Here is a 14739-nt window from a genome sequence, read left to right as displayed (position 1 = left end):
CCGCAGGCATACCGGCGATGGTTGAAAAATGAACACTTATGCGCTCGCCCTGGGTGGTTAGCGTTGTTCACACCTTAATTTGGCGTTATGCGAAATGAGGACTTATGAGCGTAAAAGAAAGAGAGTCGGTATTATTTCATAAGTGGGAAAGTAGCCGAGTCGGTTTTGTGACTGATGGAGTTGTTTCTGAACAAGATTATTTAAATTCTAAAATTAAACTTTGCTTTGTTCTTAAAGAGGTGAACGATGAACATGGTGGTGGTTGGGATTTAAGAGAATTCATTCGGACTGGCTCCCGTCCTCAAACATGGAATAATGTTACCCGTTGGGTTAATACCATTAATCATGCTAATGGTGATATTCCATGGGCTAAGCTTGAATCAATTTCTGAAAAACAAAGAATTGATACTTTACGGTCCATATGTGCAATGAATCTTAAGAAATCGCCTGGTACTCATACAACAGTAAGAGCTGATTTTGATACCGTTGTCTCTCAAGATAAGGCGTTCATTAAAGAACAGTATGAAATTTATAATCCTGATTTGACAGTCTGTTGTGGTACTGGATGGGATTTAAGGTTTGCTTTGGATTTAAATGATGAACAAGTATATGAAACTTCTAGAGGCATAAAGTGGTTTATAAATCAGCAAAATAAACCTGTTGTGATGTACGCTCATCCAGCAGCTCGTGTCCAAGATTCATTGCTTGTGTACGGTTTAATTGATGCGGTTCGTGAAATTACGCATAACAAGAGCAATCATCAGACAAATTAATCGCTTAGGCTCTTAGTTTGCTGCTGTTGCTAGCGTTGGGTTTGACTAGGAGGATGTTTTGAGTCACCAGAAAACTAAACCTTTTGCCTTTGTACTAATGCCCTTCAGCAGTGAATTCGAAGATGTCTACAAGCTTGGAATTAAAGAGGCTTCCGAAAATTGCGATGTCTTAGCACAGCGCTTAGATGAGCAGTTATTCAATGAAGGGATGCTGGACCGCATCTACAGACAAATTGATGTAGCGGATTTCGTAATTGCTGACTTATCAGACAGGAACCCCAACGTTTTTTACGAATTAGGGTACGCCCATGCAAGAGATAAGATTTGCATCCTACTGACCAAAAATGCTGACGATATTCCCTTTGATCTGAAACACCGTCGCCATGTCGTTTACGGTGATTCAATTTCTTACCTGAAATCCGAACTAGAAAAAAATATTGAGTGGGCAAAAGCTGAATCAGAAGCACGTACTAGTAGCAAGATCCAAGTCGACGTTAAACCGCCAACGGGCTACCTATCCAATACCGAGCATTTATCAGAAGCTATCATCAATTTCACTATCGATCTCCATAATAAAACAAACAAGTATTCTCCCGAAATTTCAGCGACATACCTTTACGCTGGCAATGATTGGCGTATTACTCAAGAAGGGAAAGACTGTCCATTTTCAGACGCCGATATAAAGCCTTTTAAACGACGATATTTGATTACACCGCCGGCTTCAAAGCTCGGTGCGGGTGGATGGTCCCAGATTCGACTTCAGGCGAAGAGGGTCATCGCAAGGGCATGGAACGGTGACGAAATACCTGACAGCACCAATATAGGTGGTCGAGGCATCATCAGACTAGAGACAACTGACGGGAACTATGACCATGAATTTGATTTCAATCTCGAGCTCTCGGATATCCCGTTCTAAGTCTCAAACCCAACAAGACGCGTAAGGAGGACGGCTTTCAGCCGCCGCTTCGCTCAGCGTTAGACATAAGGAGAAAAAATGCAAGTATGGCGATTAGTTGCTCATCATGAAGAGTCACAAAAAGCACTCGCAAGAATGATAGAAATTGGGCGAATTGCTATTGGTTGGTCAAGTGTCGGGGATCTTTCAGAATTGGATCCAAGTAATTATACTGAAATAACCAATAAGCTAGAAACTATACAGCCTGATGTAAACAATTCCAATATGGCAGGGCCAAGTTTGTGGAACCTGTATGCAGAAGTTGAGATTGGTGATCAAATTATAGTTACAGCAAGTGGTAAAAGACAATGTGTCTTTGAAATAACAGGGCCATACATTTTTGATTCGGATAATTCAATTCTTGGCTATTCCCATCAACGGCAAGCTGCGTTAACTGACATTGACCCTGAAGCGCTATGGGAAGCATCTGAATCCAACGTGGCAAAAGGTGAGAATGTCAGGTGGACATTAGCGAAGTGTAAGGGTACGAAGAAATCGAATGATATTGTACACTTTGAAGGTAAAAGGTATTCGGTATTATCGACTGCAATTGAGCGAGATCGATCGGCACGTGAAAAGTGCATACGCCACTTTGGTTGCAACTGCCAAGTATGTGGAATGAACTTTCAAAATCTATACGGAGATATAGGGCGTGACTATATTCATGTACATCACCGAGTAGATTTGGCTCATAGCGACGGTGAGCGTATTATTAATCCAGAAACAGACCTAGTTCCTCTTTGTCCTAATTGCCATGCAATGATTCATACAGATAAACCTGCTATGTCAGTGGAAAAACTGAAGGAAATTTACAATCGCAATGGTGCCTAACAAGAGAGCTGGGCTCACGCTTGGACTTGATCCGTTTTACTGGAAACGCATCGACGATCTTATTACGTCAGCTTGTTCTGGTTCCCACGCTCCTGCGTGGGAATGCATATCTAGCTCTTGATATCATTCAAACACAAACAGCACCATAAGCAGTGTAACATAATGCTGCCTAGGGCATTGAACTGGCTTGTTCGCTAAAGGTATTGACACTGTTCGCTAGTGTTAGAACAGAGATCAAGTGCAGTTCGGTGATCTTGTGGCGAACCCTGACTATGATTCAAAATCCATATACATTCCCACGCAGGAGCGTGGGAACGAGTTAAAAAGTTTAAAACATGTTCGCACTCGCGGAAAAGCAGGCTTACACAAGAAGGAGCATATGCACATACCCAAGAATATGGAAATGACTGGCGAGGGCGCCATTAAGGCGTTCATTTCCGATTATGGCTTTGGCGTTCTCGTTTCTAATGATTTGAATGCAACACACTTGCCCTTAATCTATGAAGCAGAGGAAGGGGCTTTAGGCTGTCTTTATGGGCATTTTGGAAAAGCGAATGCACATTGGAAAGTATCAGAGAATCAGCGTGTTATGGTTATCTTCAATGGGCCGCATTCGTATATATCACCATCGTGGTATGAGACAAAGCCCGCTGTGCCCACATGGAATTATGCGGCTGTGCATTGTTACGGTGTCTTAAAGCTTTTGACTGACGAAGAAAACGAATGGGCAATGAAGCAGCTTGTGGCGAAGTATGAGCCTGGTCTGCTTGATGCACCGGAAACGATGCCAAGCGATTATCAAGCGAAACTGCGCCAGTCAGTCGTGGGCTTTAAAATTGTTGTTGACGACATTCATGCAAAGGAAAAGCTGGGCCAACATCGAAAATCGGACGATCAAACAGGCGTGTTCGCCGCACTCAGTGACAGCACGCATCCAAATGATATCGCCTTGTCGGCGTATATGGAAAAACGCAATCTTGGGATCGGTAATAAGTAGCACCTGCCACTCGTGGTGTATTAGCAGCTAGCCGTCGAAGGCTCAGGAAGATGAGTACGGCAGCTTCTCTAAAATCTAAAACAAGAAAAACCACTTTAAACACAACATCGATAATAAGGAGCAAGGATGACTGACGCTTTATCACTCGTTTCAATAGGGTTCGCATTTTTTGTTGTTGCGGTCTCCCCGGGGCCGGCGAACATCTCCAATGCAACCATCGCCATGAGTAAGGGGCGAAAAGTTAGCCTTGTTTACGGCGCAGGGTTGTCCATTGGGCTGCTGTTTTGGGGCATTGTCGCCGCCAGTGGCTTGGGTGTGGTGCTGCAAGGGTCGGTGTATTTACTCATGCTGCTAAAAATCGTGGGTGGCGTTTATCTTCTATGGCTGGCTTACCTTTCTTTTAAATCATCCTTTAACGCCGCCGCGACGGTCTCTACAAACGATAGCCAAGAAGTGGGATACCGAAAATGGTTTGTTCGTGGCGTGGTTTTAAATTCCTCTAACCCTAAAACCGTGGTGGCATGGATGGCGGCTTTGTCGGTTGGGATGGGCTCAAGCAGCGATGGGCTGTTTCTTGTCGCGGCGGTGCTGACTTGTATGCTGGTCGGCTTTTTGGTGAATGGGATGTATTCCCTGTTGTTTTCAATTAACGGCGTGATGAACGTCTACCAAAAAGTGGCGCATTGGGTTGAGCGCGTCGTGTCTGGGATCTTCGCGCTGGCAGGATTAGGGTTGCTGCGCTCCGCCTTTAGCCGCAATCCTGCGTGAGTCGTGACACACAAGGCGCTAGAGTAACGTGTTATTGCTAGGTGCGCGGGACTCAGCCCTTTGATAAAGAAAATTGTCGCGCAATTACTGACGTAATCATGAGTATCGGAACCTCAATAAATGACACTCAGAGCCTTCACTCAATCGGACTATGAGCGATTGATAAACTGGATCGACTCAGACGAATTAAACTACCAATGGGGCGGTCCAACTTTTGACTTCCCGTTAAACGCTTACCAGATCAGCCAGCATTGTGCGCAACCCGACGTGTGGCCTTTTATGTTTTCTGTCTCGGGGGAGAGCGTGGGATATGCAGAGTTGGTCAAAACCAGTGAGGATCACTTTCGTATTTGTCGTGTTTTTATCGCTAAGCCGTTTCGCGGTCAAGGCATCGCCAATCAAATGCTCTGCCAGCTTATCCAATTGGCCACGTCAGAATATCGTGCTGACGCGTTATCGCTCGCGGTGTTTGAGCACAACACCGCGGCTAAACGGTGCTATGAGTCATTGGGGTTTTTGGTCACTTCTCGAGAAAGCGGTATGCGTTCATTTCGCGGTGAATCGTGGGTATTGCTACGTATGGAAAAGTCGCTCTTATCATCCGATTAACGCTTTACCTCAACCCTACTTGAGGGGTTAATCTGGTGCCATTCACATAAGGAGTCGACGATGACATCAGCACCCATGATTGAACAGTATTTACATCGCCTCGCGTTGAGTGAGGCGAAGGGCGTGGCACTGGTCACTGAACTTATTGAAAAGCACTTGACGCGGTATGCATTCTCTAGCCTCAATGCCTTGGCGGGGCAGCCGCTTTCTTTACAGGCCGATGCTTTGTTTGAACGGCTGGTGGTGAACCAACAAGGCGGCTATTGCTTTGAGCACAATAAAATTGCCTACCTTGCCCTGAAACATTTGGGGTTTAAGGTGCGTAGTGTGCTGGCGCGGGTGATGCTCAATGGTAAGCCCACCAATCCGCGCACTCACCGTATGAATGTGCTTGAGCTCGATGGCGAGACCCATCTAGTGGACGTTGGTTTTGGCAATAAAACCCCGCGCGGGTTACTCAATATCAACCAGCGCTCCTGCACTATTGGGCACGATACCTATCAAATCACGCGCAATGGCGATGTGGTGACGGTGGTATTACACGAGCCCGAGCAACCGCCACTAACACTGTACGAGGTTGAGCTTTATGACGTAGTAGAAGCCGACTTTGAAGTGGCGCATTTCTATTCTCATCAACACACAGATGCGGTTTTCGTCAATAACCTTGTGGTGTCGTTGATCACCGCTTCACACCGCTATTTGATTCGTAACCAGCAGTTTTTGGTCTGGGATGCGGCAGGGCAACTTGTCACCGATAAAAGCATCGATAGCGTCGAGGCATTAACCCAGTTGGTTCATGAGGTGTTTTTATTGCAACCGCCCAAAGCGGTGTTGGAAACCGCGTTTGCAAAGATGATGGCTAACGAGGCGGCTTGAGTGAGCGGATGTTAACAAAACGTTCGTCTTGACGTACGTACTCTATGTCGTACAATTGTTTAAAAGTTAATCACTGGAGAGGCGCTATGACGGGGATCACTGCCACTGAAGCGCGTAGCAAATTGTATCGGCTCATTGATGAAACCGCCGAATCGCATCAGCCCATTGTTATTGCGGGGAAGCGTAACAAAGCGGTGCTGATTTCAGAAGAAGATTGGTCAGCGATTCAGGAAACACTCTATTTGCTTTCTGTACCAGGGATGCGTGAGTCAATTCGCGAAGGCATCGCCACGCCGACGGATGAATGCGATGAGGCGTTGGGCTGGTGACATGGAAGTTGGTTTACACCAAACAAGCCCAGAAAGACGCAAAAAAGCTGGCCTCCAGTGGTCTCAAACCAAAAACGCAAGAACTGTTAGTACTGATTGAAGACGACCCCTACCGTAAACCTCCTCCGTTTGAAAAGCTTGTCGGTGATCTCACCGGTGCCTATTCACGCCGTATTAATATTCAGCATCGCTTGGTCTATCAAGTACTCGAGGATGAACAAGTGGTGAAAGTGCTCAGGCTCTGGAGCCATTACGAATAGTGGTTATCACCGCCCTTTATTGGCTGCTGTTGTTGGTTGCGTTGTTCTTTGGGCTGGGCACCATGTTTGGAGCGCAAAAATTATCCGTCTGTCCCATCAGAAGCTGACGGTATGCACTACACTTTTTGTTGCAACCTACTAGAATTCAAAGAGAAAGCCTTAGCTAGCTGGCAATAGTGAGCGAGTAGCCGTATTTATTGTACACCGTTGAGCGAATGAGCAAGGAATGGATATGTCTGTTTTAGATAAAGTTTTATATGTCGAGGATGACCCTGATATCCGTGAAATTGCTACCTTAGCACTTGAGGATGTGGGGGGGCTCACTCTTAAAACCTGTGAATCGGGAGAGCGGGCCTTGCAGGAAGTGGACGGATTTAAGCCGCAAATCATACTGCTCGATGTCATGATGCCAAATATGGATGGCCCAGAAACACTCACCGCGATGCGGGAACGAGGACTCGTTGATGACTCGGTGCTCATTCTTTTTATGACGGCGAAAGTTCATCCAGAAGAAGTGGCGCGCTATAAAGCGTTAGGGGCGAGTCATGTTATTTCTAAACCTTTCGATCCTATGACATTAGCTGATGATGTGCGTGCGTTTTGGGACGAATTCAATGGACGATAACAAAAAGACTAATGACACCGAAAAGCGTCTTGAAAGGCTCAAGGAAGCGTACGCTAAACGGCTGACCTCGGAGTTTAAACGGCTTCATGCCATCAATGATAAGTTGTTATCAGGCCATGATGACCAGGAAACGTTAAAGGCGTTGCACTCTGGGTTGCACACCATTGCGGGCGCGGCGGGGACATTTGGTTTTGCTAGTCTCGGCGAAGCGGCCCGTCAGTTTGAGCAACAGGTTGCCAAGCGCTTATCTCAAGCAGAACAGCCCACCAGCCTGCCAACTGATTGGATGGAAGCGCTTGAGTCGGCGCACCATAAAGATAGCGTGTCAGCGACGCAAAGCACCACAACAATCCAGCAACCGGTTATGGAAGAGGCGCCTATTATCGGCTTGGTCGAGCGCGATAATATTTTGGCTAAATACGCCCAATCCCAGTTTGCTCGTTTTGGTTTTCAGGTGTACTGGATAAAGGATGCGAGCCAACTAAAACAATTGACTAAACACGCACCTTACTTACTGCTTATTGACCATCATGCTATTCAGGACGACGTGTCTGATACTGATTTAGCAACTTTATGGAAGACCAAGTTACAGCACTTCCAATGTCCCGTCTTTTTCATTGGTGCTGAAGAAAGTTATAACGCCAGGCTGATGGCATTGCGCGCGGGAGGCGCAGGTTATTATTCCAAACCGTTGGACATGGCCAAACTTGCCTCAAAGTTTGCGCATATGCTTGGTCACATAGACGCGGAACCTGGTCGGGTTATGATGATTGATCAAGACCCAGCCCTCGTCTCTCAATGCCAATCTGTTTTAGAAGATGCAGACATGAAAGTCGCGACACTGGATAAGCCAGAACGACTGTTTGAGTATATCAGCGAGTTTAATCCTGAAATCATCCTTGTCAGTGTCTGGTTACCGCAGGTGACGGGCGCTGAATTAGTGGCCTTGCTCGCGCAGACAGAGCATTGGTCACATTTGCCGATTATTTTCCTCTCTCGCGACCCTAACGCAGATTTGCGTCGCCAATCATTGCTGCTAGACGGCGATGCCATTCTTGAAGTACCGGTGGATACGGATCTTTTGGTGCGCCTGTGTCAAAGTAGAATACAGCGATTTCGAGCGTTTAACCGCACGCAACATCAAGACGGGCTGACCGGCTTATTGAAACACGCTAGCATCAAAGACGCGTTGCAAAAGCAATGGCAGCTCGCACAGCGTCGTCCTCAGACTTTTAGCGTGGTTATGTTAGATATTGATCATTTTAAAGTCGTGAATGACACTCATGGTCACGCGATTGGCGATCAGGTGATTGCGGCCATCGGTACGCTTTTACGTCAGCATTTTAGAAATACCGATAAGCTTGGCCGATACGGCGGAGAAGAGTTTGCGCTGGTATTGCCAGATTGTGATGCCGACCAAGCCGAGCATTTGGTCAATCAGTTACGAGAAGATTTCGGCGCGATCACGTTCAAGGCGAGTGACGCCACGTTCTCTTGTACGCTTTCCGCCGGTATTGCCGATAATCAGCGCTTTGCGACCGAAACGGGTGAGTCTTTATTGGCGCTAGCTGATAAAGCCTTATATCGCGCCAAGCATGACGGACGGAATTGTGTTGTACAAGCAGTGAACACCCCTTAATCGTGAATTATCCGGAGCCTTTGCATGCGAACGCCACCTGACCCTCATAACGAAGCTCAGCGTCAACAGGCATTAGATGAAACGGATCTGCTTAACAGTGGCGCCGACTCACGCTTTGATCGCATTACTCGCTTGTGTATTGACCTATTTTCTGTGCCTATCGCGCTGGTGTCACTGGTCGATAGGGAACGGCAATACTTTAAATCTCGCCAGGGATTAGATGCCTCGGAAACCCCAAGAGATGTCTCTTTCTGTGGGCATGCCATTCTAGGTAGTGAAGCATTAATTGTTGAAAACGCGCTAGACGACATGCGTTTTTTTGATAATCCGCTCGTCTGTGGGGCGCCGGATATTCGGTTTTATGCAGGCATGCCGATTCACAATAGCGAGGGTTACCGGCTGGGCACGCTATGCCTGATCGATGATCAACCAAGACAGTTTAGTGAACAGGACGTGGCACAACTAAAGAACCTTGCGGGTATGGTGGAGGATCTGATTTGGACCGATATCTATCAGCGACGTGAGTCAACCGCGTTGCAGCAACAACTGCAGGCTAGCCACGATGAAATGACATCGTTGGTCAATAACATACCCGGGATTACGTTTCGTTGTTTGCCAGATGAAAGTTGGACCATGCTTTACATCAGTAATCAAGTTGACACTATCAGTGGTTATACCGCCGAGGACTTGATAAACAATAAACGAGTTTGTTATGCGGATCTGATTCATCCTGATGATATTTCATTGGTTGATGAAGCTGTTACTAACGCGATGGCCAATAATGAAGAATGGCAGATTGAGTACCGCGTTCGGCATCGTACACTGGGTTACCGTTGGGTAGAGGAACGAGGTAAGCGTATTGACACAGATCCTAGGCATTCACAGGTGCTTGAAGGGTTTATTATCGATATTACTCGAGAGCGCAATGCCCTGACGCAGCTAGAACGACATCATCAGGCGTTAACTGTACTCACCGACATTGCCTTTTCAAGCCATAGTAGCTTGGAAGATAGAATTAATTATGCTTTGGAAGAAGCCAAGCATTACTTGCGGGCTGAGCTGGCTATTATCAGTGAAATAAAAGATGACGTGTACACAGTCAACTGGATAGCAGGACCGCCAGACACAAATATTGCTGCAGGACAGCAGTTTGCGTTAAAAGACACCTGGTGCCAGCTTCTGATGTCAGATAGCCCTAACAGAACCGCTCAGGAACAATTTATCGCCGACACTGATCGGCCAGAGTTTCATCACCATCCTTGCTATCAAGCGGCACCGTTAGGTAGTTATGCTGGCGTTGTTATCAATGTCTATGACCATCCCTGGGGCACATTGAATGTATCGTCCGCCAATGCTCGCTTTGAAGACTATAATGACGGTGAAAAACTGTTTCTACGTCTGCTTGGCAACTGGTTATCCGATGTATTGACCCAGAATCTGACTCAGCAACGGCTGACCAAGTTAGCGGCATTACTACCGGGCACCCTCTATCAATTCCGTCGCTTTCCCGATGGACGGATGGTTTTTCCTTACAGCTCCCCTCAAATAGAATCCTTGTACGGCATCACACCAGAGCAGGCCGCTGAAGACGCGACGCCAGCGTTTGAACGTATTCATCCTGGTGACATTGAGGCGGTTAGCCAATCCATTACGCACTCAGCCAATACTTTGGAACACTGGGAGTCTACTTATCAGGTCAACTGTCCAGGTAAGGGTTACCGTTGGATTTCGGGTGAGGCGAGGCCAGAGAGAATGATAGATGGTAGTGTCTTGTGGCACGGTTATTTGCAGGATGTGCACGAACAGCAGCAGGCACGGTTGGCCTTAGAGCAGAGCGAGGCAAGGTTGCGTGGTCTTTTTGATTTCTCCCCGATCGGCATCGCGTTAAACGATTTTGAAACTGGACAATTTCTTGACTTAAATGATGCCCTCATAGCGCCCACCGGTTATACGCGCGAAGAGTTCGTTTCCCTCAGTTATTGGGATGTCACGCCCAAAGAATATGAGCCAGAAGAGAAAAAAGCGCTGGCAAGTATGCAGAGTACAGGTCGCTATGGGCCGTTTGAAAAAGAGTACATCCGAAAAGATGGCAGTCGTTATCCGGTCCGCCTACAAGGCATGCTGAGCACAGAGTTGGATGGAAGAAAGGTGATCTGGTCCCTTGTCGAAGACATTACTGAGCGTAAAAAACTCGACAAAATGAAAGATGAATTTATTGCCACCGTCAGTCATGAACTGCGCACACCATTAACGTCGATTAAAGGCGCGTTAGGGCTATTGAATGGCGGTGCAACTGGAAATTTACCGCCAAAGGCGAATCAGCTGCTGAGTACGGCTGAACGGAATGCAACACGTTTAAGCTTACTGATAAACGATTTGTTAGATATGGAAAAGCTGGTGGCAGGGAAAATGCCAATTCATATTGAAAAACAAGCGCTTGGCCCTCTAATAAATGACGCAATAGAGTCTGTTAAATCCTATCAGTATCAAAGTCAGATACAAATACACACCCCGAATAACTGGCCGACGGTGATGGTCAATGTTGACGGAGCAAGATTGATTCAAGCATTAACCAATTTACTGTCCAATGCGATCAAATTCTCGCCTGAAGAAGGGCAGGTGGACGTATCGGTCACAAAAAGTAATAAAGACGTTGAAATTAGCATCCGAGATTATGGATCCGGCGTGGACAAGGAATTTCAAAACCGACTGTTCCAGCGTTTTAGTCAGGCAGACAGCAGTGATAATCGAAAATTACCTGGTACAGGGCTGGGACTCGCTATTACTCGGGAAATCTGCCAACAGATGGGCGGTGATGTAGGTTACCGCGATACACAGGGCGGTGGAGCGTTGTTTTTTATTCAGTTGCAGGTTGAAAAATGAGCGTATTAGCTAAACAGACAATGGCAACGCTGTTATTGGCTGTTGTTGCCTTTGCCGGCAACATGATCAGTTTGCCGCTGTTCTTTGGTGTGCATTTTATCTTTGGCTCGGTGGCTGTCATGCTAGCCGTAAATTTACTCGGGCTACGGTCAGCAGTATGTGTAGCGTTGGTTGGCGGTTCCTATACCTGGGTACTTTGGGGCCACCCCTACGCGATGCTAACACTGACATTGGAAGCGTTTGCGGTCAGTGTATTATATCGCCGTGGCGTAAAAAACTTAGTACTTGCGGATCTTGCTTTTTGGTTAGTGATGGGCCCGGTGGCGCTGATACCACTCTACACAATGGTCATCGGCATGGATGGCAGCTCCTCCAGTATGATTGCCCTGAAGCAAGCCCTGAACGGTGTGTTTAACGCGCTCATTGCAGGGTTAATGGTAAAACTGCTGATTTGGTATTTCCAGAATGGCACTATCAATTGGTTACCGGCAAAGGTTCGGCTCCAGGAGCTGCTTTTTGATGCCCTGTTGTGCCTGACCCTTATCGCGGGGATGACACCCATCATTATCAACAACCAAAATAATATAATAAAAAACGAGCAACGGGTCGCTGACGAACTTAAGCGGGTTGCCGAGGGTGCCGTGGCTCGGCTCAACCAGCAACCCGACCGTTCGCTTGATAGCCAAAAGAGATCATTACGGCCGTCACTGTCTCAAGGTGCGTCTGGTGTGGCGATATTAAATCGCGAGGGAACACCGACAGTGAAGGTCGGTGATTTACACTCTGTTTTACCAGGGGGAGTCCGGCCGCTAACCAGTGCCGATAACCTGTCTATTTGGTTGCCGGCGTCGGGGGGTAATTTGGTTAATCGCTGGCAATCGGGCTTTTATCGTTACCAACTGCCATTAACAGACCGGTCCGACGCTATGGTCTTGCTTGCAGAACGGCCGGCAGCGCCATTGATAGAGGCTATTGAAAGGAGTCGTAATCAAAGCTTTATTATGCTTTCAGGCATTGCTTTTTGAGTATACTCGCGGCCTTTTCGTTGAGCCGAATCCTGATTCAGCCTCTATCACGACTCGATAGGGCAAGTCGTCATCTACCTGAAAAAATACGCTATCAATCGAGTGTTGTGCTGCCTCAAAGCCGAGTAGCGGAATATGCTGTTTTGTCGACATCGCTGCAAGATATGAGCCATGCGCTTAGTGATAACTTCCGTGAATTGGAAAAGGCACGAGCAAACTTAAAGCAAGAGGTAAAGGACCGTACCCGTGAACTGGCAAGCACCTCCGATCTGCTCAGTAATATATTGGCCGCCTCGACTGAGGTTGCGATTATCGCGACGGATACGAGAGGCATAATTACTTTATTCAACACCGGCGCCGAGCGACTGCTTGGTTACCATTCTGCCGAGGTCGTGGATAAACACAGCCCTGCCTTGTTTCATGTGCCTGACGAGGTGGAAGAACGATCTCAGGCGCTATCAGGTCAGTTTAATCGGGCGATAACTGGGTTTGAGACATTTATGACCATTCCGATGTTAGAGGGCGCAGAAACGCGTGAATGGTGTTATGTCCATAAGCAAGGCCAGCATATTCCGGTTACGTTGACAGTAACGGCGATATACAACGACAGTCAAGAGGTTACCGGTTTCCTCGGGATTGCCCAAAATATCACCGAACGCAAACGCCATGAGCAAATGAAGAATGAGTTCATTTCTACGGTCAGTCATGAGTTGCGTACGCCGCTTACCTCAGTGTCTGGTGCACTGAGTTTAGTGCTGGGTGGACGCTTGGGTGAGATCCCTGATAAAGCCCAAAAAATACTCAACACCGCACACCGTAATAGCGAGCGGTTAGCGTTATTGATCAACGATTTACTCGATATCGAAAAAATAGCGGCCGGCCAGTTGTATTTTGATATGCAAGTTCAATCTATTGATCCCATCCTTGAACAATGTTTAGAAGAAAATAAAGCATACGGTGCAGAGCGGCACGTCGACATCATCTTGAACAGTGAAACGGCTGATGCCGAGGTTCGAGTAGACAAACAAAGGCTGAAGCAAGTATTGGCTAATCTGCTATCTAATGCGATCAAGTTTTCGCCTGATGGGGCGACGGTCACCATCGATACCGTGGTGGATGAACAGCACGTGACCGTGAGTGTTACTGACCAAGGTTGTGGTATTGCTGCGGACTTTTATCCCAAAATTTTCCAAAAGTTTGCCCAAGCCGATAGCACAGATACACGGCAAAAAGGTGGCACGGGGTTAGGGCTTGCGATTACCCGTGAACTCGTTGAAAAAATGAATGGCAAGATAGGGTTTGAGTCGATCCCGGGAAAAGGCGCCCGTTTTTACTTTCAGCTGCCGTTGCATGAAACAGTGAAGACCAAATCGGTCGATCAGCATAGGCCGACTGACTCGAACATTGGTGACAAACCAAACATTAACTCTTCATATAATATTCTAGTGATTGAAGATGATTCCGACGTGGCTAGTCTATTAAAAATAGTGCTGGAAGAGGCTGGATACCGAGTCGATATTAGCCAAGAGGGTATGGCGGCGTTAAAAGCGTTACAAGCAAGGCATTATGATTTAATCAGCTTAGATTTAATGCTGCCCGATATCGGTGGGCTCGATATTATTCGTCGGATAAGACAGCATGCCGACACCGCTAATATTCCCATTGTTGTGGTGTCTGCAAAGATGAAACAAGGACGGTTAGAGCTTAATGGCGACGCTGAAAACATTGAATGGTTAGCAAAACCCATCGATCACAAACAACTCATCAGTCTAGTAAAACAACAGTTGCTAACGTCTACACAGGCAAAAATTTTGCATGTTGAAGACGATATAGATTTACATCGAATTGTTCAGGCGATGGTCAGTGATTATATGACGCTTGATCATGCACTCACACTGAGCCAAGCTCAATCATTGTTAACGCAACACGCGTATGATGCTGTCTTGTTGGATATTGGTTTACCCGACGGATCGGGTTGGCGCTTAATTCCAGTGATTCAAGAAACACAGCCAACGGCTGCGATTATCGTACTGACCGGTGAGGAGATTAGTGCTGAACGATACGATACGGTTCACGGTGTGTTGATGAAAAGGCAACTGACAACTGACAGGCTTGTGGATATTATCGGCAAGAGTATTACGCGTGAGCGGTAACGTTCCTAGCGTTAAT

At 46.9% G+C, this 14739-nt stretch carries 14 protein-coding genes; all 14 read left to right on the top strand.

The features are described 5' to 3' along the window. Positions 1-104 precede the first annotated feature (104 nt). Positions 105-773 carry a hypothetical protein gene (locus HLG76_RS01385; RefSeq protein ID WP_175992943.1) on the top strand — a complete coding sequence of 223 codons (669 nt, stop codon included), beginning with the start codon at positions 105-107 and terminating at the stop codon, positions 771-773. 58 nt (positions 774-831) lie between these two features. Beyond that, positions 832-1689 carry a hypothetical protein gene (locus tag HLG76_RS01380; RefSeq protein WP_175992942.1) on the top strand — a complete coding sequence of 286 codons (858 nt, stop codon included), beginning with the start codon at positions 832-834 and terminating at the stop codon, positions 1687-1689. Positions 1690-1767: 78 nt separating this feature from the next. Next, positions 1768-2559, top strand: a complete 792-nt coding sequence (locus HLG76_RS01375) for an HNH endonuclease (RefSeq protein WP_175992941.1) — start codon at positions 1768-1770, stop codon at positions 2557-2559. 238 nt (positions 2560-2797) lie between these two features. After that, the gene (locus tag HLG76_RS01370) at positions 2798-3556 is read left to right on the top strand and encodes an FMN-binding negative transcriptional regulator (RefSeq protein ID WP_217706431.1); all 759 of its coding nucleotides are present in this window, start codon (positions 2798-2800) and stop codon (positions 3554-3556) included. 126 nt (positions 3557-3682) lie between these two features. After that, a complete protein-coding gene (locus tag HLG76_RS01365) occupies positions 3683-4324 on the top strand; it encodes a LysE family translocator (RefSeq protein ID WP_175992940.1) in 642 nt (213 codons plus the stop codon). Between the two features lie 120 nt (positions 4325-4444). Continuing rightward, a complete protein-coding gene (locus HLG76_RS01360; protein WP_175992939.1) occupies positions 4445-4933 on the top strand; it encodes a GNAT family N-acetyltransferase in 489 nt (162 codons plus the stop codon). Positions 4934-4993: 60 nt separating this feature from the next. Continuing rightward, positions 4994-5809, top strand: a complete 816-nt coding sequence (locus HLG76_RS01355) for an arylamine N-acetyltransferase (protein ID WP_175992938.1) — start codon at positions 4994-4996, stop codon at positions 5807-5809. Between the two features lie 86 nt (positions 5810-5895). Beyond that, on the top strand, positions 5896-6138 hold the full coding sequence (locus HLG76_RS01350; RefSeq protein WP_175992937.1) for a type II toxin-antitoxin system Phd/YefM family antitoxin: 243 nt from the start codon (positions 5896-5898) through the stop codon (positions 6136-6138). Then, a complete protein-coding gene (locus tag HLG76_RS01345) occupies positions 6135-6398 on the top strand; it encodes a Txe/YoeB family addiction module toxin (RefSeq protein ID WP_175992936.1) in 264 nt (87 codons plus the stop codon). Before HLG76_RS01350 ends, HLG76_RS01345 begins: the two co-directional genes overlap by 4 nt. 232 nt (positions 6399-6630) lie before the next feature. Continuing rightward, the gene (locus tag HLG76_RS01340; RefSeq protein ID WP_175992935.1) at positions 6631-7023 is read left to right on the top strand and encodes a response regulator; all 393 of its coding nucleotides are present in this window, start codon (positions 6631-6633) and stop codon (positions 7021-7023) included. Continuing rightward, positions 7013-8662 carry a diguanylate cyclase gene (locus HLG76_RS01335; protein ID WP_175992934.1) on the top strand — a complete coding sequence of 550 codons (1650 nt, stop codon included), beginning with the start codon at positions 7013-7015 and terminating at the stop codon, positions 8660-8662. The genes HLG76_RS01340 and HLG76_RS01335 overlap by 11 nt, the downstream gene beginning before the upstream one ends. A gap of 24 nt (positions 8663-8686) precedes the next feature. Further along, positions 8687-11545, top strand: coding sequence for a PAS domain-containing protein (locus HLG76_RS01330; protein ID WP_175992933.1), 2859 nt, complete (start codon positions 8687-8689; stop codon positions 11543-11545). Continuing rightward, on the top strand, positions 11542-12570 hold the full coding sequence (locus tag HLG76_RS14785) for a hypothetical protein (protein ID WP_217706430.1): 1029 nt from the start codon (positions 11542-11544) through the stop codon (positions 12568-12570). The genes HLG76_RS01330 and HLG76_RS14785 overlap by 4 nt, the downstream gene beginning before the upstream one ends. Beyond that, positions 12567-14723 carry an ATP-binding protein gene (locus HLG76_RS01325; RefSeq protein ID WP_217706429.1) on the top strand — a complete coding sequence of 719 codons (2157 nt, stop codon included), beginning with the start codon at positions 12567-12569 and terminating at the stop codon, positions 14721-14723. Before HLG76_RS14785 ends, HLG76_RS01325 begins: the two co-directional genes overlap by 4 nt. The last annotated feature ends 16 nt before the right edge of the window (positions 14724-14739 follow it).

The organism is Salinivibrio sp. EAGSL (genome assembly GCF_013366455.1).
Lineage (GTDB): Bacteria > Pseudomonadota > Gammaproteobacteria > Enterobacterales > Vibrionaceae > Salinivibrio > Salinivibrio costicola.
Note: the sequence above shows the minus strand (reverse complement) of the source record. Positions and strands in the feature narration are given on the sequence as shown.